We start from the raw sequence: 19,220 nt of genomic DNA on the forward strand, positions 1-19,220 counted from the left end.
CATGGCCATGGCCCTCACAGGACTCGGCATGGTCTCCAGCCTTGGCTGGAACGCGGCCTCGTCCTGCGCCGCCATCCGCGCGGGAGTCAGCCGGCCACGCCCCCTCACGTACTTCCAGGTCCTGGAAGACGGTGAGCTCCAGACCACGCCTCTCATGGGTCATCCCGTCCATGGCTTCACGGAAGGGTTCGGCCCGCCAGGCCGGTGGCTCCGGCTCGCCCAGGGCTGCATGTTGGACCTGCTGGAGGGACTGAAGACCCAGCAGCGCGAAGACCCCAGCTTCTGGCGAAGCACCGGGCTCATCTGCATCACGCCCGTGCTCGCGCCCGAGCGATTCATCGAGGCCCAGCAGCCTGGCCCCGAGGCGCTGAAGTCCACGCTTCATGACCGCCTCCTCCACCTGCTCGACCTGCCATGGACTCCACGTGCCCACTTCGTCAGCACCGGCCACGCAGGCGTGCACGATGCGCTGGCCCTGGCGACGCGGCTTCTCGACACGCAGGGGCTCGCCAGGTGCGTGGTGCTCGCCGCCGATTCCTACCTCGACCAACTGAGCCTGGAGTGGCTGGCCTCCGCCGGAAGGCTCAAGACACCCGATGTCCCCTGTGGCCTGATGCCCGGCGAGGCCGGAGCGTGCCTCATGGTCGAGCCGCTCTCGGCCGCACGACGTCAGGGCTCGCCCATTCACGCGGTCATCGAGTCCAGCGTCACGTCCCAGGAGCCGGACCGCTTCTTCACGGAAGAAGTCCATACCGGGGCTCGACTGTCGGACATGATTCGCGGCGCCCTGGCGAACGTCGCCGCCAGCGGTTCATTCGAGGGTGACATCGTCATCGACCTGAATGGAGAGGACTGGAGAGCGCAGGACTGGGGATGCTCGCGGGTGCGTCTGAGCGAAACCCTGGGCGCGCGCTGCCGCCTCGTCATTCCCGGGTCCTCCCTCGGAGACGTGGGAGCCGCGAGCGGGGTCGTCGCCATGTGCGTCGCCGCGCGCTCCTTCGCACGCGGTTACGCGGCGACCCGGCGCACGCTCGTGGTCTCCAGCTCGGAATACGGCCACGCAGGAGCGTCCCTGCTTTCCGCTTCGGAGCGTGCACGATGACCTCCAAGTTCCTTCCCGTGCTCGTCAGCAACGCCCGCTATCAGAACGCGAAGCTGCTGGAAGCCGTCGAGCGCGGCGCGGCCCCGTTCCCACAGCTCCTGTCCTTCTGCGGGAACCACCGGGTGATGGGCATTGGCGCACTGCTGCTGCTGTGTGACACCGAGTCCTTCCTGTCCCATCTGTACAAGAGCGGACGCGCCTTCCTGCATTACCTGCGGACCCCCGGCGCCGGGGCACCCGTGTGCGGAAAGAGCCAGCCGTTCTTCGATGCCATCGCGGCGCTCGATTGGGAGGGCGCGAGGGAGCTCGCCTTTCACCTGAGCCAGGCCGGCAAGACCGATGTCGAGTACGAGGAGGACTTCCTGTTCGTGCAGTTCCTGGCGCGCCATGCGCTGCTCGAACAGCCCGCCGAGGAGGCCCGCGGGCTCCTGACCCGCTACGAAGCAGCCCTTCAGGGCACGCTGGACGCGCGCCTGGGAGTCTGCCGGGCGCTCCTGGAGAAGGATGCGAAGGCTTTCAACGAGGCGCTCGAAGAGTTCCTCTCCGAGCGCGAAGCCCACTACAGACGGCTGAAGAAGAAGGAACGTATCGCGCTGGAGCAATGGGCCACGGAAGCCCAGGTCTCCGTCGAGGGGCTGGCCCTCCTGAGATTGGCGGAGCGAGCCGGACTCGAGTCCCGGCGCGACCATCTCTTCATTCCCTCGCTCGCCAGGGGCAGGGTACGGCCTCCTGACGAGCCGGACTCGTGGAGGACCTTCTAAGGCGCCGGAGCCTTCACCGGCGCCGCCACCGTGGACGGAGGAGCGTTCGGAGCCACCGCCGCCGCCGGCTTCGACTCGGGCGACACCGTGCCGCCCGCCACCGGCTTCTCCTCCTTCTGGGGCTCGCCAATCTTCTCCAGGTCCTCGCGGTTGTTCAGCGAGAAGCGCACCAGCGCCCGGAGGATCCGGTTCCGCTTCACGTTGCCGAGCACCTCGCGCAAGTCCTCGTACACCGTCGGGTCGCTGATGAGTCCGCCCACGGTGCCGTCGCCCTTGGCCACCGTGGCCGTAATCGTCTTCAGGTTCTCCGCCGCCGCCCCCAGGTCCGCGAACATCCCGTTCGCGTCGCCGTACACCAGCTGGTGCACCGCCCCGTTCGGGCTCTTCTTCGCGTCCTCGATGAGCCCCGCCAGCTGCCCCGCCGCCGAGCCCAGCTCGCGCAGCGCCGTGGCGCCCTCGTCGCCGTAGATGAGCGCGTGCGCCGTGCCATCACCCGTGCGCACCTCGCGCAAGAGCGCCTCCAGGTGCCCCACCGCGCCGTCCACCCGCGCCGCCGCCTGCGACGCGTTCGCCATCAGCGTGCGCACCTCGCGGCCCGCCGCCTTGTCGTAGACGAGCGCGTGCAGCACACCGTCGCCCTTCTCCACCTCCTCCAATAGCGCCCGCAGCGACGCCACCCCACGCGCGATGTCCTTCGCCATCGCGGGGTCCGCGTACGCCTCCACCGCCATCCGCAGCGACTTGCTGATGGCAATCGAGTTCTCCATCACCTGCCCCGCCCCATTCAGCAGCGCCGAGATGTCCCCGCCCGCCGACGACTTCAGCACCCCGCCTGGCTCCACCGGCGGCTGCGTCGGGCTGCCCAGCGAGATGTCCACCGCCTTGTCCCCCAGCACGCCCATGCTCGCCAGCTGCGCCACCGAGTCCGCGCGCACGCGGTCCGTGTACTTCCGCGACACCTGGAACCGCACCTCCAGCCGAGGGTCGTTCGGGTCCGGCGAGAAGAAGATGCCCGTCACCTTCCCCACCTTCAGGCCGCCGAGCCACACCGGCGACTCCTCGTTCAGCCCCTGCACGTTGCTGAAGTACGCCCGGTACTCCGCCTGCCGCTCGAAGAGGCGCGACTCCTGGCCGATGAAGAAGACCACCACGCCCGCCACCGCCAGGCCGATGGCCACGAAGAGCCCCGCGCGCAGCGCCAGCCGGCGCTCGCCCGTGGCGGAGGGGAACAGACTCATGACGCTCCTCCCGGGACGAGCTCGGCCCGGCGCGCGTCCAGGAACGCGCGCACCTCCGGCACCGTGGAGCGCCGAACCTCCTCCCGCGTGCCCACCTGCACGATGCGCCGGTTGGCCAGCATCGCCAGCCGGTCTCCCACCGCGAAGGCGCTCACCATGTCATGCGTCACGACGATGGAGGTGACTCCGAGCTTCGTCTTCATCGAGTTGATCAATTCATTGATGGACTGCGTCGTGACGGGGTCCAATCCCGTGGTCGGCTCGTCCCACAGGATGACCTCCGCGTCCGTGGCGATGGCTCGCGCCAGCCCCACCCGCTTCTTCATGCCGCCCGACAAATCCGACGGCATCAGCTTCTCCGTGCCCGGCAGGTTCACCAGCGTCAGCTTCTCCGCCACCCGCTGGCGCACCTCGTCCTCCGGCATGTCCGGGAAGTGCTCGCGCAGCGGGTACGCCACGTTCTCCCCCACCGTCAGCGAGTCGAACAGCGCCGCGCCCTGGAACACCATCGCCACGTGCCGGCGCACGCCGATGAACTGTTCCTCCGTGAAGCGCGTCAAGTCATGCCCCTGGAACAGCACGCGCCCGGTGTCCGGCCGCATCAGGCCGATGAGGCACTTGAGCAGCACGCTCTTGCCCGTGCCCGAGCCGCCCATCACCACCAGCGTCTCGCCCGCGCGCACGTCCAGCTCCAGGTCGTCGTAGACGCGCTTGGGGCCGAACGACTTCGTCAGGTGCTCGAAGTGGATGAGCTGCTCACCCGGCGTGGGCTTGCGGAAGTCGAAGGCGGCAGGCTCCTGGCTGCGGGCGAGACGCATGGGGCCTCAGACGTACAGCGTCAGCTTGGTGATGAAGAAGTCCGCCAGACACACGGAGACGGACGTCACCGCCACCGTCTGCGTGGTGGCGCGGCCCACGCCCTCCGTGCCGCCCTCCACCGTGAGCCCCTTGAAGCAGCCCACCAGCCCGATGATGACGCCGAACACCGCGCCCTTGAACACACCGGACACGAAGTCCTCCAGCAGCACCGCGTCCAGCGCGCCCTGGAAGAACTGCTCCAACGGCAGCGCGTACTGCATGCGCACCACCAGCGCCCCGGCCACCAGCCCGATGACGTCCGCGAACACGGTGAGCACCGGCATCACCAGCAGGCACGCCAGCACGCGCGGCACCACCAGCTTGCGCAGCGGGTCCGCGCCCAGCGCGCGGATGGCGTCCACCTGCTCCGTCACCGTCATGGCGCCCAGCTCCGCCGCCATGCCGCTGCCGATGCGCGCGCCCACCGTGAGCGCGGTGAGCACCGGCGCCAGCTCGCGGAACAGCGTGAGGATGACCACGCGCCCCACCGTGTACTGCACGCCGAAGCGCGCCAGGAAGTAACCGAATTGCAGGGAGATGACGAGCCCGGCGAACGTCGCCGTGAGCAGCGCAATCGGCAGCGAGCGCACCCCGAGCGACTCGGTGTGGTAGACGAGCGCGCTCCAGTTGTACGGCGGCCGTACCGCGCGGCTGAAGACCTGGCCCGTCATCCGCGCCAGCGCGCCCAGCGACTCCAGGCGCACCTTCGCGCGCTCCACCAGCCCCAGCCGCGCCTCCGGCAGCGCCGTGGCGCCCGCTTCCACTTGCGGCGTCATGAGCGGCGCTCCGCTTCGAAGCCGGCCAGCATCCCGTCGAAGTCCGCCATCCGCTCCTCCGCGAGCCCCGGCGGCGCCACGTACGAGAAGTCGAACACGCAGTTGTCCTTCTTCAGCACCACCAGCTCGAGCTGCACCGGCACGCCGTCCAGCTTCGCGAGATAGCGGCTGCGCATCGCCTCGCGCCCGGCCATGGGGACGAGCTGCTGGGACATCTCCTGCCGCTCCGTGAAGCCCGCCAGCAGGTGGCGCGTGAGCACGGCCAGCGGCGGGTCGTCATGCCCCTCGCAGGTGGCGTTGATGGAGAGCGCACGGCCCGTGCCCTCTTCCGAGAAGGCGAGGTCATTGCCCTCCAGCCACACGCGGCGCCAGTGCGCGGGCAGCTTGCCCACGCGGTAGCGCACCGCCGGCTTGGTGAGCACGGAGTCCTCGAAGCTCACGCGGCGGCAGCCCGCGATGGGCGCGACCAGCAGGAGCAGCAACATCCACCGTGACATGGCACCGTTCTTCGTGTGTCTCTCCCGGCCCTGTGCGCGCCAGTCATGCGTCAGCGAGGGCGTCCCTGCAAGGTTTTCCATGTGAAGAAACGTCCACTGTCACACCCCACCAGGGCTTTCGGGTCTGCCCACGTCCCGGGTCGCACCTTTGCGTGGGGTGCCGCACCTTCATGACGTTCTGACGGGCCGGGGGCCTGATGTGACGGGGGCTCCGGGATGCATTCCCTCGCGCGGCCCCGGGCGCGTCCGTCCGCCACGTCTCCGGTCGGCTGCGAGGCGCTCGCGGGCCGGGGGAGTCCCCCGCCTCCGCGCCGCTTCCCATCTTCTCCCCAACACCCGGCATGAGGACGCGGAGGCATGCGAGGGGCCCTCCCGTCTCCCGCTCCCACCCTGTCAGCACGGAGCGGCCTCGGGTGGGGAGGACATGATGGACGGTGGACTCGCGATATTCGGCTTTGGTCTCTTCCTGATGGGAATCGCCAATCTCTACGCGCGCACCTCGTACTGGCTGGCGTGGGCGCTGTTGGCCATCTCCCTGGTGTCCATGGGCATGGCCTTCAGCGAGTCGAAGCGGCTGCGCGAGGTGTCCCTGGGCCATGCCGTGGTGCTGCTGGTGTTGTCCGGCGTGGCCATGGCCACGAACACCCCCTGGTGGCTGGCCATGGGGACGTTCCTCTTCGCCGTCGCCTACGGCGTGCTGTGGGCGGAGTACCGCTACGCCTTCTTCGGGCACGTCACGCCCGAGGAAGCCCAGGCGCATGCGCGGGCACACTCCGGGCGCTTCCACATGCACTGGCCCTGGCACCGGCGCCGCGTGAATCCCTGAGTCAGGGCGAGGGCGACGCCTCGGTGCCGCGCGCCACCACCTCGCCGGCGTGGACGGAGAGCCAGAGCGTGTCCTCCGCCGCCGCGCCGCGCACCAGGGAGCCGTCCGTGGTGGTGAGGAACACCTGCGCGCCGCTCTTCGCCAGGTAGCTCATCAGGTACGCGTTGCGCTCCGGGTCCAGCTCGCTCGACACGTCGTCCAGCAGCAGCAGGGGCAGGAAGCCCATCGCCGCCTCGAGGTTCTCGATTTCGGCAATCTTCCAGCCGAGCACCAGCGCGCGCTGCTGCCCCTGGCTCGCGTATGCGCGCGCGCTGCGCCCGCCCAGCGTCACCGACACATCGTCCGCGTGCGGCCCCACGGACGTGAAGCCGCGGTCCAAATCCCGGCGCAGGCGCTCGTTCAGCGACTCGCGCAGCGCCGCGGCCAGCGTGGGCTCGTCCGCCGTGGCGAAGTCTCCGCCCAGGTGCGAGGGGTGGTAGCCGTACGTGGCCGGGTCCACCGTGCGGCCGATGGACGCGAAGGTGGCCTGCGCGCGGGGGGCCAGCTCCGCCATCAGCGCGCGCCGCCGCGCGTAGATGCGGGCGCCCGCCTTGGCGAGCGTCTCGTCGTACGCCTCCAGGTAGGCGGCCTCCACCGCATGGCCCTCACGCAGCAGGCGGTTGCGGTTCTTCAGGGCGCGCGCGTACTCGCGGCTCTCGCGCAGGAAGGCGGGGAAGCGGTTGAACACCGCGCGGTCCAGGAAGGAGCGCCGGGCGTCCGGCCCGCCCTTGATGACCTCCAGGTCATCCGGCGTGAAGGCGACGACGGACACGCCGCCGAAGTACTCCTCCAGGCTGGGGGCCTTCTTGCCGTCCACGAAGGCCTGCCGCGTGCCGCCGCCCACCTCGACGGAGATTTCGCGCTCGGCGCCCTTGAGGAGGAAGCGGCCCGTCACGAGCGCGCTCTTCGTCCCCCAGCGGACCAGCTCCGACAGGCGGCCGGCGCGCAGGGGCTTGAGGGTGGCCAGGAAATAGAGGGCCTCCAGCAGGTTCGTCTTGCCCTGCCCGTTCTGCCCCACGGCGATGGTGGAGTGGGGGCTGGGCGAGAGCTGGACCTGGGGGAGGTTTCGGAAGTCCTGGACTTGGAGCGCGAGGAGGCGCACGGCCCCCTCTGTATAATCTTGTCCGCGCCCCGGTGGGGACCTATCTCACTTCACTTCCCCGAGCCGGTCGACGCTGCCTGTCCGGGTGAAGAGCAGGAGGGCTTACGCGCCCACTTCGTGCGCCCCCTCCGGCTCGCCCGTCCCCCAGGGGAGGCGCAGCCGCGCCCTACCCCTCCCCGGAGGACTTCGAGATGCCATCCTCTCGTGCGTAGCCGCGCACCCTCTCCACTTCCTCCTGGAGGCGGACCGAGCCCGGGAGGAGCTGCTCCGCGCGGTCCGCGAGCCGCAGCGCCTTCGCCAACGACTCCCTCGTGCGCTCTCCCGCCCAGGTGCGCAGCATTCCCGCCCAGGCATCCTCCAGCGTCTTCAGTGCCGTCGCGGCGCCTTCCTCCCAGAGCGCCAGGGCTTCGGCCTCACGGTTGCGGAAGACGTCCAGGAAGTAGCCCAGCTCCACGAGAGCGGGAGCACTGCGCCGGGACACGAGGACGGCCTGCTCCAGCAGCCGCTGCACCTCGGTAAAGGCCTCCTCCGCGTCCAGGCCGGGCTCCTCGGCGAGCTGGAGTCGGCGCGCCAGCTCCAGCAGCCCGGGAGCGAACGCGGGGCAGTCTTGGAGCAACTCGCGCAAGAGGCGGAGCTGCTCCAGAGTGGTGTGTCTGGCGTCCCCCGCCTCGCGAATCGACTGGAAGCGCTTCAGCAGTTCTTCGGGAGTCAGGTGGGCCATGACGCCGGGCTCCTCTACAGCTTGTCCATCAATCGGTCCTGCTGCTCGATAAGCTTCTCGGCGAGCCTGAGCTGGGCGTAGGTCGCTTGGCACCTCCCCCAACTTCGTGGTCAGCAGGGAGATACGTGCCATCAACCGGGCCGCGAGATCCCGGGTGATGAGGCCCGCGGCACTCGCCTCGCCAATGAGCGCCTGGGCCTCCGCGAACTGCCCCCGGGCCATGAGCGCAAGAATGCGCGTGTGCACGGAGCTGCCTTTGGCCCGTACCCTCTCCTCTGATTCAGCTTCGGCAACCTGCTGACGGGTGTGGGGCACCGCATGGCCACACCCCGCCCCCAGAGCGCACAGCCAGATTCCGAGGAGCCGATACCGGAAGAGCATGCCTCCTCCTCAAGCCCCTTCGATGGTCGGCTCCATGAGCACCTCCGAGGTGACGCTCTGTCCGATGAAGCAGTACTTGTGCGCCTTCTCGAACATCTCCCGCACCTTGGCCACGTCCGTCCCCGGCGCCACGCGGATGGTCGGCGCCAGCCGGACCTTCGTCACGCGCGTCACCTTCTCCACCGTGTCGATGGTCACCGTCGTGTGGTCCTCGTAGCCGCGCACGTCCAGCCGCACCTTCTTCGCCAGCGACAGGAACGTCAGCATGTGGCACGTCGCCAGGGACGCCCCGAACAGGTCCTCCGGATTCCAGCGCGCGTCGTTGCCCCCGTACGAGGACGCCGCGCTCACCGCGATGTCCTGCTTGCCCTCGGTGCTCGCCACCGCGTCACGGGTGTACTCGGAGGCCGTGGAACCCTCCCAACGAAGCCGCAGCGGAAACTCCTGCATGGTCCATCTCCCTGAACGTTGAAACGTCAGGGGCACCATAGGCCAGCCGGCCGCCGCGGCATCCCTCTTATGAGGCTTGCGCGGCCGGCTCCACCGGACGGAGCGGCAGCTCCACGAAGAACGTGGCCCCCTCGCCGGGCCGGCTCTCCACGCGGATGCTGCCGCCCATCGCCTCCACCAGCGTGCGCACCACGTACAGCCCCAGCCCCAGCCCGCCGTAGTGCCGCTCGGACACCGCGCGCTCGAACTTCTGGAAGATGCGCGCGTGCGAGTCCGCGTCGATGCCGATGCCCTCGTCCCGCACCCGCAGCCGCGCGCGCCCGTCCGACTCCTCCACCTGCACGTGCACCGGCCGGCCCGCACCGTACTTCAGCGCGTTGGACAACAGGTTCGAGACCACCTGCTCCAGCCGCACCCGGTCCCAGCTCCCCACGCACGGCCCGCCGGGCCGCACGTCCAGCGCGCACCCCGCCCGCTCGGCCTCCGGCACGAAGCGCGCCGTCACCTCCTGGACGAGCGCCGACAGGTCCACCTCCTCGCGGAGGATGCGCAGCCGCCCGGTGCTGATGCGCGACACGTCCAGCAGCCCGTCGATGAGCTCCGCCAGCCGCGTCACCTGCCGCTTCATCGCCGCCACCTCGCGCCCGTAGCGCCGTGCCAGCGACGACTCCGGGTCCGCGTCGATGGCGCGCGCCAGCGCATGCAGCCGCAGCCCCAGCGACGTCAGCGGCGTCTTCAGCTCGTGACTGGCGACGGACAGGAACTCGTCTCGCGCGCGGATGGCCTCCTGGAGGTGCCGCTCCACCGTCTTCAGCCGGGTGATGTCCAGGAAGGGCATCACCACCGAGGCCGGGTGCCCGTGCATCGCGGGCAGCGTCTCCGACGAGACGCTGACGACGACGTCCCCCGCCTCCGTGTGCCAGTTGACCTCCAGCCCATCCAGCCGCTCGCCCCGCGCCACCCGGGCCGCCGGCAGTTCCTCCGCCGTCAGGCGCCGCCCCTCCGGGTCCGTGATGTGGAACAACTCCCCGTAGCTCGCGGCGGGCACGCCCTTGGGAAGCATCTGCCCGTGGAGCCGGTCCGCCGCGGCGTTGGAGAAGGTGAGGTCCCCCGAGCCCGGCTCCACCATCACCACCGGGATGGGCATCAGGTCCAGCACCGCCTCCAGCCACTTCTGCTGGTGCTCCACCGCCAGCCGCGCCAGCACCTGCTCCGTCACGTCGGAGGCGAACGTCACCAGCCCGTCCACCCGGCCACTCTCATCGCGGAGCGGCTCGTAGATGATGGTCCAGAACTTCGTCTCGACCTGGCCCTGGCCGTCGTAGTCGAGCGTGACGGGATACTCGTTGGCGACCGCCCGCTCCCCCGACTCCACCACGCCCAGGTGCAGGCTCACCAGGTCCGGGGACAGGTCGGGAATCGCCTCGCGCAGCGTGCGCCCCACCAGCTCGCGCCCTCCCATGAGCTTCTGCAGGAGCGGGTTGGCGAACTCGAAGCGCAGCTCCGGGCCGCGCAGCACGTTGATGGCCACCGGGGCCTGGGTGAAGACCTGGTACAGCTTCTGGCGCTCCGCGTGCTCCGCCTCGCGCGCCACCAGCTCCGCCGTCACGTCCTTGTAGGCGATGGCGATGTGGCTCACCTCTCCACCGCTCGGCGCCAGCGGGAAGCAGTGGCAGGAGATGGCGATGCGGTTGGCTTCCTTCACCTCCACGTGCTCCAGCTCGCGGACGTCGTACCAGAACACCGGCGTCTGGACCGTCTCGCCCGCGAAGGCGCGCCGGAAGTACTCCGTGAGGCCCATCCGCTCGAGCAGCTCGTCGCGAAAGATGTTGTACTCGGGCGGTGGCTCCGCGCCGAACATCGCCCGGTAGGCGGGGTTGATGAGCAGGCAGTGCCCGTCCACCGTGAAGATGGAGTACGCCACGGGCGAGTGGGTGAAGAGCCCCTCCAGCAGGGCGAGCGGGTCCGGCACCGAGGCGAGCTGCTCGCGCAGGGGTCGCGTCCCGGACGAAGCGCGCGAGGAAGAGCCCGAGCGGGTCCGCCGCCGTTCTCCCGCGTGCTGCTGTCCCCGGCCTTCGTGCGTCTTCGCCACAGACGACGGCGTAGCAGAGCGGACGGGGCCCTGCACAGCCCGGGGGGTCCGGGTCATGGGACACCGGCTGTCCGCACGCCGACCCGCGTGACGAGCAGCCTCACGGCGCCGTGCGTCGTGACCCGGTGTCAGGGCTGGCGGCCAGCGGAGCCCATGCCAGGATGCACGTGACATGGCGGAGCCCCTCAAGACCTTCTTCGACGTCCGGCTCGTCGAGCGCCTCGCGACGGCATTGCATGGCGCCTCCCGCGCCTTCCCCCGCGAGTCCTTCCTCCGTGACGCGTCCACCGGCCTGGACGGACACGAGCTGCTCGGCCGAGCGCGGCACATCTCCGAGGCGATGCACCGCGCCCTCCCGCCGGACTACCCGAGCGCGGTGGACGTGCTGGTGCGCTCGCTGGGGCCCGCGCTGGAACGCACCGAGGGCTGGGGCATGGAGGTGTTCTTCTACCTCCCGCACGTCCTCTACGTGGCCACGCACGGCCTGGAGCACTTCGAGGAGTCCCTGCGCGCGCAGCACGCGCTCACGCAGCGCTTCACCGCGGAGTTCTCCATCCGCGCGTACCTGGAGCGCTACCCGGAGAAGACGCTGGCCCGCCTGCGCCAGTGGGCGACAGACCCGAGCGTGCACGTGCGGCGGCTGGTGTCGGAAGGCACGCGGCCGCGCCTGCCATGGGCGCCCCGGCTTCGCGCGTTCCAGAAGGACCCGCGGCCCGTGCTCGCACTGCTGGAGCTGCTGAAGGACGACCCGGAGCTGTACGTGCGCCGCTCGGTGGCCAACAACCTCAACGACATCGGCAAGGACCACCCGGAGGTCCTCGTCCAGGTGGCGAAGGCGTGGCTGAAGGACGCGACACCCGAGCGCGAGTGGCTCGTCCGTCACGCGCTGCGCTCGGCCATCAAGCGTGGAGAGCCCGCGGCGCTGGAGGTGCTCGGCGCGAGGAAGCCCTCCGGCATCGAGGTGCGCGCGACGACGCTGCCGAAGCGGGCCTCGCTGGGAGGCGCGGTGGACGTGCGCTTCGAGGTGGCCAACCGCTCGCGCACGAGCCAGTCCCTGGTGGTGGACCTCGCGGTTCACTTCCAGAAGGCGAACGGCGTGGCGAGGCCCAAGGTGTTCAAGGTGAAGGCCCTCACGCTCGGGCCCGGCCAGGTGGAAGAGGTGGGCAAGCGCGTCTCCTTCGCCCAGCTCACCACCCGACGCCACTACCCCGGCCCGCACCGCTTCGAGGCGGTGGTGAATGGCCAGGGCATGCCGCTGGGCGAGGTGGACGTTAGGGGATGAGCCACGCGGGTGGCGACAAGGAGTGCGACGGATGCAGGCGCAGGTCGTGAGGCTGGAGCAGGCGGAGGTGGGCGCGCGCGTCGCGTTGAAGACACCGGGCGGCGTCGTCTGGGTGTACTGGCCCGGCGAGCCGCCCACGCGTGGACAGTTCACGGACGTGGAGCTCGCCGTCACCCGGGTGCTCACCTGGGGCGAGGAATTGGAGCCCGTCTCCGCCGCCGAGGCTCGCGAGCCCACGCTGGGCTGTCTCGACGGAACACTCGAATCGGTGGACGCGGAGGGCACCGTCACGCTGCGCGTGGGCCCCGCGCGCGTCATCCTCTCCGCCCGGGGTACCCCGCCCGCGCTCGGCAGCCACGTGCGGCTGCGCAACTGCGAAATCACCGCGTACCCGGCCCATCTGTAGGGCCGGGCGGGAGGCCCCGGCCCTCAGCGGGGCCCGAAGGTCTTCACCATCTTGTTGTAGACGCCCATCACCAGCAGCGGCGACACCCACAAGCCCACGAAGCGCGCGGCGCGCTCGCGGCCCCCAATCTCCAGCGCCACCGAGGCGGCCATCGCGCAGAAGCTGGAGAAGAGGAACACGTGCGACGGCACCTTGGCCGTCTGCTGCTCCAGCAGGCGGGTGAGCGAGTCCTCGGTGTGCTCGGCCCGGACCACTGGAGGCGCCACGTACTCCTTCTCTGAAGCCTCACTCGCCGGATTGACGTCCATTCCCATGCTCCCTCCCTGAGCGGGCAGGCAGGCCCGCCCCGCATCCCCTCCGCTCCGAGTCCAGCAGCGCCATGCAGCCGGACGGAGCGGTCCCCATCATGGTGGGGCTGAGCACGGGAAAGGGCGAGATGGAGAGCGAATCGATAAGTGACGAGAGCGGCCAGACAGCCGACCTCCTGCTCCCCGAGCAGGGCGCGGGGCCGCTGCTGCAACGCGATTACTGGGCCGTCGTCCAGGACTGCCAGCACCCGCCGTCCACGGTGATGGACTGGGTCTGCCGCCGTTTCCCAGAGTTCGCTCCGGCCGAGCTATGCGTCTTCCACCGCGCGGACGAGGAGCCCGAGGGTGAGCCGCTGGAGCTGGGTGACGAGCTGACGGTGAAAATCCAGGGCGCGGGCACGTTCGGCGTGCGCGTCATCCACAAGGATGCGCAGAGCCTCACGCTCGCCACCCTGCCTGGCCACCCGGAGGCGGGGCGCATCACCTTCGGGGCATACCGGAACGACCACGACGACGTCATCTTCCACATCCGCAGCCGGGCCCGCTCCGGCTCGCTCTTCCACTACGTGGGATTCGTGGGCGGCGGTGAGGCGATGCAGACCAACACCTGGACCGAGTTCGTGCTGCGCGTCGCCTGCACCGCCGGCGAGGGTGTGCTGGGCGTCATCCACGCGGACACCACGGAGCTGGAGGACGAGCCCGAGGGCTCGGACCCGGTGCACGACCCGACTTTCGTCGCGAAGGGAGACTAGGCGCATGATTGAGTGGCGGTGGTTCTCCAGCTGGAAGGAGGAGGAACTGGTGCCCCGGCTGGAGCGGGCACGCGCGTTGCGCCGCAACTTCGAGGCGGGCGACGGCGAGATGACGATGGACGCGGGCTGGAGCCAAGTGCACTCCGTGGGAGTGCTGGGCCACGAGCCGCCCGGACCGCCCCGCCCCGACGGCATCTTCGAGCGCTCGCGCAAGGTGCTGGAGACGTTCGACTTCTCCGACCCGCGCATCGTCCGCTGGCACTTCTCCGCGGAGGAGCCGCTCAAGGGCCGCACGGTGCTCCTGGAGCTGAAGTCGCTGGACCAGAAGCTGCGCTACCTGTGCGCGGTGCGCGTGGGCGGCACGCGCCTGGAGCACGGCGAGAAGTGCAGCGTCTATGGCTTCAGCTTCGAGACGCTGCAGGGCCACATCGAGTGCGGGCGCGAGTGGTTCCTCCTGAAGAAGGACCACGAGAGCGGCGAGGTGAAGTTCCACATCGAGGCGGCCTGGCGCCCGGGGGAGTTCCCCAACTGGTGGAGCCGCCTGGGCTTCACGATGGTGGGGCGGCGCTACCAGCGCGCATGGCACCGGCTGACGCACGTGCGCCTGCGCGAGCTGACGCGGCGCCGTCCGGACCTGGTGGGCCAGCCGGCGCGGCGCGGAAGGCTGGCGCACTCCGGCCACGAGCTGGAGCTGGGGCCCGTGCAGTTCTACTCGCAGCGGGCGACGGGCCAACGCAAGACGCAGGTGGACGAGGAGGTGGAAGCCGTGAACCGAGGATTCATTCTGACGCCGCTGGGCCTGGGGGTGCTGGCCGGCATGCGGAGCATGAGCGCGCCCACGTTGGTGAGCCAGCGGCTGTCCAAGGAGCCGGGCCCCAAGAGGGATCCGCTGTCCGAGGCGCTGGCGAAGCCGTGGGTGCCGAAGGTGCTGGGCGCGCTCGCGCTGGGCGAGCTGATTGTGGACAAGCTGCCGAAGACGCCCGCGCGCGTGAAGTTCGCCCCGATGGCGGGCCGGGTGTTCACGGGCGTGTTGGCCGCGGTCTCGTCGGTGGCGGGCCAGAAGAAGAGCGTGGTGGCGCTGGCGGGCGTGCTGGGCGGCGCGGCGGCGGTGGCGTCCGCGTGGGCCTTCTACTCGCTGCGCACGGTGGCCACGAAGCGCTTCCGCGTGCCCAACGTGGCGGCGGCCTTCGCGGAGGACGCCCTGGTGGCGGCCATCGGCTCGCGGCTGATGCCGGTGGTGGAGACGCGCGCGTAGGGCCCTTCGACGAGGGCCCGGCCGCCGGGTGTTTCCTCAGCCCAGCGGCAGCGAGACGGTGAAGGCGGCGCCAGCGCCGGGCCTGCTGGCCAGCGTGACGCCGCCGCCGTGGGCCTCCACGACCTGCTTCACGAGCCACAGGCCGAGCCCGAAGCCCCCGGCGAAGGCGCGCGGGCCCTCGGCCTGGGTGAAGCGCTCGAAGATGCGCGCGTGCTCGCGCTCCGGGATGCCCGGGCCGCTGTCGCGGACCGTGACGTGGGCGTGGCCGTTGGACTCCGTGACGTGGATGTCCACCTTCGAGCCGGGCGCGTACCGCACGGCGTTCTGGAAGAGGTTGGTGAAGACCTGCTCCAGGCGCATGCGGTCCCACTCGCCGGTGACGGGGTCGACGGCGTGGACGGACACCTCGCAGCGGGCGCGCGCGAACTCCTCGGCGAAGCGCTCGGCGGTGTCGGCCACCAGCACGGAGAGGTCGAACCGCTCGCGGCTCATCGAGAGGGCATTGGCGTCCGCGCGTGACACGTCGAGCAGGTTGTTCACCAGCTTGTCCAGGCGGCCGCACTGCTCGCGGACGCGATGGAGGCGCGCGGTGAGCTGCTCGGTGGCGAGCGCGCCGCCTTCGTGCGCCCGGAGGATGCCCTGCACGTAGAGCTGCAGGGAGGTGATGGGTGTCTTGAGCTCGTGCGAGGCGACGGAGAGGAACTCGTCCCGCGCGGCGACCGCGCGCTGGAGCTCCGCGGTGCGCTCCTGGACGCGGTGCTCCAGCTCGAGGTTGAGCCGGTACAGCTCGTCCTTGGCCCGCTTGAGCGAGGCGCTCTCCAGCACCTGCCACTCCCCGGCGCGGCGGGTGAGCGCGAACTGGTGGTTGGCGACGACATCGAGGATGTCATGCGGCTGGCAGCGGCCGAGGCAGTAGCTGCACATGCCGATGATGCGGTGGCCGGCGAACGTCTTGGAGACGCGGGCCTCGTAGTCGACGAAGCCGTCCCAGTCCGAGCGCTCGACCCAGTAGGTGTTGCCGGTGAGCCGCAGGCCCGCGAAGCCTTTCGTCAGCGCCTGCTCCGCCTGGTCCACCCAGCCACGCAACGTGGACTCCGCGTCCGTCTTGCCGGTGCGGATGTACCAGTCCTCATGGTCGAGGACCTCGAGCTGGCCGGTGCGCAGCCGCTTCTCCAGGTCCGGCACGGCGTTACGGAGCGCCGTCTTGGCATCCTCGGCGCGCAGGGGATCGCAGGTGACCCACAGGCACTTCTCGTGGGCGTCCAGGCCGGCCTTGAAGTACGGAACGAGCGAGTCCACCAGGTCCTCGCGGTCCCCATAGAACTGGCAGAAGTGCGCGCCCCACGGCAGCTCGCCCACGGCGCTCAGTCCGCTCGGCCTCGTTTCCGTCAGGTTCATGAACGCAATCCCATGGCAGGTTGGAGAGAGGAAGTAACCGGACCGGTTCCTATTTCATGCACTACACCAGTTCAGGGGGGGCTGCACGCTCGGCCGCCCCCTGGACGTTCCGTTCCCGGCAGAGCGCGACGGGAGCACGTCGGAGTCCCGCCAGCAGGCCTGCCCGCCAGCCTGACGGCTTCGTCCCGTGCTCACCCGTCCGAGGGCGTGTGCCTCCGCGAGGTCCGCGCCGTGGAACCAGCCCGCGTCAGGTCAACGCGAAGCGAGCTCAGGTCCGACGCGACGCCGATGCTCGAGCGGCGTGCACCAGCGCGGCGAGGTCCTTCACGTCAGCGCCCACGTCCGCCGCGGGCGGCCGGGCGCGAGCGGGTGAGAACAAGCGTGCCGGCGTCTGCTCCTGGCCGCGCAGGAGGATGAACAGGCGCAGCGCGTCGCGCAGCCGCTCCACGTCCGGGCCCTCTTCACCCCGGGCCCGCTGCGCCGCGCTCCACAGCCGCGCCCACGCGGTCTCCTCGTTCCACGCGCCCGAGGGACGCTCGCGGGACAGGGCCGCCAGCTCCGCGGCCAGCTCGAACAGGCCCGCGCGCGCGTCGCTGAAGGCCTCGCACGCCTCCAGCCTCGCCTCGCGAGCCTCTCCCGGCGCGGCGCCCTCACGCACCGCCAGCCACACGAGCAGCTCCGGCACCTCCGCCTCGCGCGGCACCACCGGAGCCAGCCGCGTCTCCAGCAGCGCGCGCAGCCGGGCCCGCGCCACGCCATGCCAGAACGCCGCGTGCAGCAGCAGCTCCGGCCCGCTCCGGGGCACCTGCAGTGGCGCACGTGGCGCCCGCCGCTCCAGGAACTCCTTCACGCGCCCACTCGTGTCGAAGTGCTCCAGCCGCCGCCACAGCGCCGCCAGCGCGGACTCCGCCAGCGGCAGGGCGCGCCGCAGCTCATCCGCTTCGGACACACTGAAGGGCAGCACCACTTCGGGCGCGGGCCGCTTGAAGACCCGCTCGAACACCTCCGCGGCGGCGCACGCGGCGCGCAACTCCGGAAGATTGCGCGGCAGCAGCTCCACCGCTCGCGCCCAGGTGCGCCGGCCCAGCAGCGGCCCCGCCTCCAGCACCACCTCTTCCAGCTTCAGCAGCGCCTCGCCGAGCGTCTCCGGCCGCTCCGCCTCCGGCAGCCGCTTGAGCGCCAGGTGCAGCACGGCCTCGCGCAGCCGCTCCACCTCGGCCATCAGCTTCATGGGAGCGGCGTGGTGCGGCCAGCCCTCGGCGGTGGCGCGGCGCTTCAGCGCGGCGAGCGCGACCTCCACCTCCGGCTGGACCTGGGCCACCTCGCGCAGCAACTCGAAGTGCGCCCGCACCCGGTCCTTCCAGAAGAAGGCATCGAGCATGCCCCGCAGGGCCCGGTAGCGCAGGCGCGTCGCCTCGAGGAGGTCCGCGCGGTCCTCCAGCCGTGCGCGCAGGTTGTCCGGATGCGTCGCCACGCCCCCACTATAGGAGGGCGCCCGCCCGGTGGCAGGCCCCCTGCCCTCGTGGATCCACGGGAGTGAACGGTGTGGATCCGCGAAGCCCCACCAGGCAACGGATGCCCGGCGGGGATGTGCCACCTCAGACGCGCATCGGCATCACGACGGCGGTGAAGCTGCGGTCCCCGGGTGCGTGGAGGACGCCCGGGCTGTGCTCGTCACCCAGCTCGAAGGACACCTCGTCCGTGTCCGTCACGGCGAGCACGTCCATGAGGTAGCGCGCGTTGAAGCCGATGGTGATGCCGTTGCCCCGGTAGGCCAGCTCCAGCACGTCCTTGGCCTCGCCCAGGTCCGGGTTGCTCGCGGTGATGAGGAGCTTGTTGTCCTCCAGGCCGATGCGCACCGCGTTGCTCTTGTCCGCCGACAGGAGCGCGATGCGCTTGAGGCCCTCGAGGAAGCGCGTCTTCGGCACGAGGACGACCTTCTCGCCCTCCTTGGGGATGACGCGCTGGTACTCGGGGAACTGCCCGTCGATGAGCCGCATCACCATGGACAGGCCCGGCTTCTTGAACAGCGCCGAGTTCTCCGCGAAGCCCAGGTGGCACTCCGCGTCCGGGGCCTCGTCCAAGAGGCGCTTGAGCTCCATCAGGCCCTTGCGGGGGATGATGACGCCGCTCTTGAGCTTGAAGTCGCCCGACATCTCCCGCTCGATGAGCGACAGGCGGTGACCGTCCGTGGCCACCATGCGCACCTTGCCGCCGGACTGGGGCTCGAAGAAGACGCCATTCAGGATGTAGCGCGTCTCGTCGCTGGAGATGGCGAACTGCGTCTTCTTGATCATCTCCAGGAGGGTGTTGCCGCCCACCTGCACCATGGGCGCGCTCTCCTCCTTGGGCAGCTTGGGGTACTCCTCCGCCGCCATGCCGACGATCTTGAAGTGCGCCGAGCCGCTGGAGATGTCGACGTAGTTGTTGGCCAGCTTCTTGAGCGTCACCTGCGCGTCCGGCAGGTTCTGCACGATGTCGAAGACGTACTTGGCGCTGAGCGTGACGGCGCCCGTCTTGATGACCTCGGCGGGGTGCTCGGAGACGACGCCGATGTCCAGGTCGAACGCGGTGACGGTGACCCCGCTCTTGGTCGCGTTGACGAGCACGTTGGCGAGGATGGGCATCGTCGTCTTGCGCTCCACGATGCCCTGGGCGCGGTGGAGGGCCTTCTTCAGCTCGTCGGCGGCGATGCGGAATTCCATCGGAAGGTGTCCTTACAGGTCACGGCCCGCGGGGCCGATCAACGAGGCCGGATGTAGCCCCTGACTCGTGGGACGTCAATGAACGCGGGGAGGCTGATTGAGATCATTGTCCACGCCCGGGCGGGCCGTGCGGCCACTCCCCGTCTCCCTGTCCGGAGGTTCAGCTCCCACCCACCCAGCTGACCGCCGGTCACCGGCACCTGGAGACGTGAGCGGACTGGCCCCTACCTTCAATGCGGAGGACACTGCCCTCCCATCCCCATGTCGGAGC

19 protein-coding genes are annotated in these 19,220 nt (G+C 70.3%); 7 read left to right on the forward strand and 12 right to left on the reverse strand.

Annotation, left to right across the window (positions count from 1 at the left end):
* Positions 1–28 precede the first annotated feature (28 nt).
* Together HG543_RS26345 and HG543_RS26350 are read left to right on the forward strand one after the other, a co-directional pair.
* A complete protein-coding gene (locus tag HG543_RS26345) occupies positions 29–1,102 on the forward strand; it encodes a hypothetical protein (RefSeq protein ID WP_169347621.1) in 1,074 nt (357 codons plus the stop codon).
* Positions 1,099–1,863: an Imm49 family immunity protein gene (locus HG543_RS26350; protein ID WP_169347622.1), complete on the forward strand. Its 765-nt coding sequence runs from the start codon at positions 1,099–1,101 to the stop codon at positions 1,861–1,863. Before HG543_RS26345 ends, HG543_RS26350 begins: the two co-directional genes overlap by 4 nt.
* On the opposite strand, the gene HG543_RS26355 is transcribed toward HG543_RS26350, so the two are convergent.
* Genes HG543_RS26355 through HG543_RS26370 form a run of 4 tightly spaced genes read right to left on the reverse strand, consistent with a single transcriptional unit; the run spans position 1,860 to position 5,232 of the window.
* Positions 1,860–3,101: an MlaD family protein gene (locus HG543_RS26355; protein WP_169347623.1), complete on the reverse strand. Its 1,242-nt coding sequence runs from the start codon at positions 3,099–3,101 to the stop codon at positions 1,860–1,862. The two genes, HG543_RS26350 and HG543_RS26355, sit on opposite strands and share 4 nt — an antisense overlap.
* Positions 3,098–3,919 carry an ABC transporter ATP-binding protein gene (locus HG543_RS26360; RefSeq protein WP_169347624.1) on the reverse strand — a complete coding sequence of 274 codons (822 nt, stop codon included), beginning with the start codon at positions 3,917–3,919 and terminating at the stop codon, positions 3,098–3,100. The genes HG543_RS26355 and HG543_RS26360 overlap by 4 nt, the downstream gene beginning before the upstream one ends.
* Before the next feature lie 6 nt (positions 3,920–3,925).
* Positions 3,926–4,735 carry an MlaE family ABC transporter permease gene (locus tag HG543_RS26365; protein ID WP_169347625.1) on the reverse strand — a complete coding sequence of 270 codons (810 nt, stop codon included), beginning with the start codon at positions 4,733–4,735 and terminating at the stop codon, positions 3,926–3,928.
* A complete protein-coding gene (locus HG543_RS26370; protein ID WP_169347626.1) occupies positions 4,732–5,232 on the reverse strand; it encodes a hypothetical protein in 501 nt (166 codons plus the stop codon). The genes HG543_RS26365 and HG543_RS26370 overlap by 4 nt, the downstream gene beginning before the upstream one ends.
* A gap of 427 nt (positions 5,233–5,659) precedes the next feature.
* On the opposite strand from HG543_RS26370, the gene HG543_RS26375 reads away from it, so the two are divergent.
* A complete protein-coding gene (locus HG543_RS26375) occupies positions 5,660–6,058 on the forward strand; it encodes a hypothetical protein (RefSeq protein ID WP_169347639.1) in 399 nt (132 codons plus the stop codon).
* A 1-nt stretch (position 6,059) separates the two neighbouring features.
* Here the strand turns inward: HG543_RS26375 and recF are convergent, their stop codons facing one another.
* The 4 genes from recF to HG543_RS26395 form a co-directional block, all read right to left on the reverse strand.
* Positions 6,060–7,199 (reverse strand): DNA replication/repair protein RecF, encoded by a 1,140-nt coding sequence (gene recF, locus HG543_RS26380; protein ID WP_169347627.1) that lies wholly within the window; start codon positions 7,197–7,199, stop codon positions 6,060–6,062.
* Between the two features lie 166 nt (positions 7,200–7,365).
* The gene (locus tag HG543_RS26385) at positions 7,366–7,920 is read right to left on the reverse strand and encodes a hypothetical protein (RefSeq protein WP_169347628.1); all 555 of its coding nucleotides are present in this window, start codon (positions 7,918–7,920) and stop codon (positions 7,366–7,368) included.
* Positions 7,921–8,310: 390 nt separating this feature from the next.
* Entirely contained in the window at positions 8,311–8,751 is a 441-nt protein-coding gene (locus HG543_RS26390) for an OsmC family protein (RefSeq protein WP_169347629.1), read from the reverse strand.
* 67 nt (positions 8,752–8,818) lie between these two features.
* The gene (locus HG543_RS26395; protein ID WP_343073441.1) at positions 8,819–10,843 is read right to left on the reverse strand and encodes a sensor histidine kinase; all 2,025 of its coding nucleotides are present in this window, start codon (positions 10,841–10,843) and stop codon (positions 8,819–8,821) included.
* Between the two features lie 172 nt (positions 10,844–11,015).
* Here HG543_RS26395 and HG543_RS26400 point away from each other — a divergent pair, with 172 nt between their 5' ends.
* Both HG543_RS26400 and HG543_RS26405 read left to right on the forward strand, forming a co-directional pair.
* A complete protein-coding gene (locus tag HG543_RS26400) occupies positions 11,016–12,125 on the forward strand; it encodes a DNA alkylation repair protein (RefSeq protein WP_169347631.1) in 1,110 nt (369 codons plus the stop codon).
* A gap of 31 nt (positions 12,126–12,156) precedes the next feature.
* Entirely contained in the window at positions 12,157–12,531 is a 375-nt protein-coding gene (locus HG543_RS26405) for a hypothetical protein (protein WP_169347632.1), read from the forward strand.
* 23 nt (positions 12,532–12,554) lie between these two features.
* On the opposite strand, the gene HG543_RS26410 is transcribed toward HG543_RS26405, so the two are convergent.
* A complete protein-coding gene (locus tag HG543_RS26410; RefSeq protein ID WP_169347633.1) occupies positions 12,555–12,845 on the reverse strand; it encodes a hypothetical protein in 291 nt (96 codons plus the stop codon).
* Between the two features lie 65 nt (positions 12,846–12,910).
* On the opposite strand from HG543_RS26410, the gene HG543_RS26415 reads away from it, so the two are divergent.
* A complete protein-coding gene (locus HG543_RS26415) occupies positions 12,911–13,591 on the forward strand; it encodes a DUF1990 family protein (RefSeq protein ID WP_246357303.1) in 681 nt (226 codons plus the stop codon).
* 4 nt (positions 13,592–13,595) lie between these two features.
* Complete coding sequence (locus HG543_RS26420) at positions 13,596–14,846, forward strand: DUF1990 family protein (RefSeq protein WP_169347634.1); 1,251 nt, start codon at positions 13,596–13,598, stop codon at positions 14,844–14,846.
* A gap of 36 nt (positions 14,847–14,882) precedes the next feature.
* Here the strand turns inward: HG543_RS26420 and HG543_RS26425 are convergent, their stop codons facing one another.
* The 3 genes from HG543_RS26425 to dnaN all read right to left on the reverse strand — a co-directional run bounded on the left by HG543_RS26425 (position 14,883) and on the right by dnaN (position 18,949).
* Complete coding sequence (locus tag HG543_RS26425) at positions 14,883–16,244, reverse strand: MEDS domain-containing protein (protein WP_169347635.1); 1,362 nt, start codon at positions 16,242–16,244, stop codon at positions 14,883–14,885.
* Between the two features lie 268 nt (positions 16,245–16,512).
* A complete protein-coding gene (locus tag HG543_RS26430) occupies positions 16,513–17,718 on the reverse strand; it encodes a hypothetical protein (RefSeq protein ID WP_169347636.1) in 1,206 nt (401 codons plus the stop codon).
* 124 nt (positions 17,719–17,842) lie between these two features.
* A complete protein-coding gene (dnaN, locus tag HG543_RS26435; RefSeq protein ID WP_169347637.1) occupies positions 17,843–18,949 on the reverse strand; it encodes a DNA polymerase III subunit beta in 1,107 nt (368 codons plus the stop codon).
* Between the last annotated feature and the right edge of the window lie 271 nt (positions 18,950–19,220).

This window comes from Pyxidicoccus fallax, assembly GCF_012933655.1.
Lineage (GTDB): Bacteria > Myxococcota > Myxococcia > Myxococcales > Myxococcaceae > Myxococcus > Myxococcus fallax.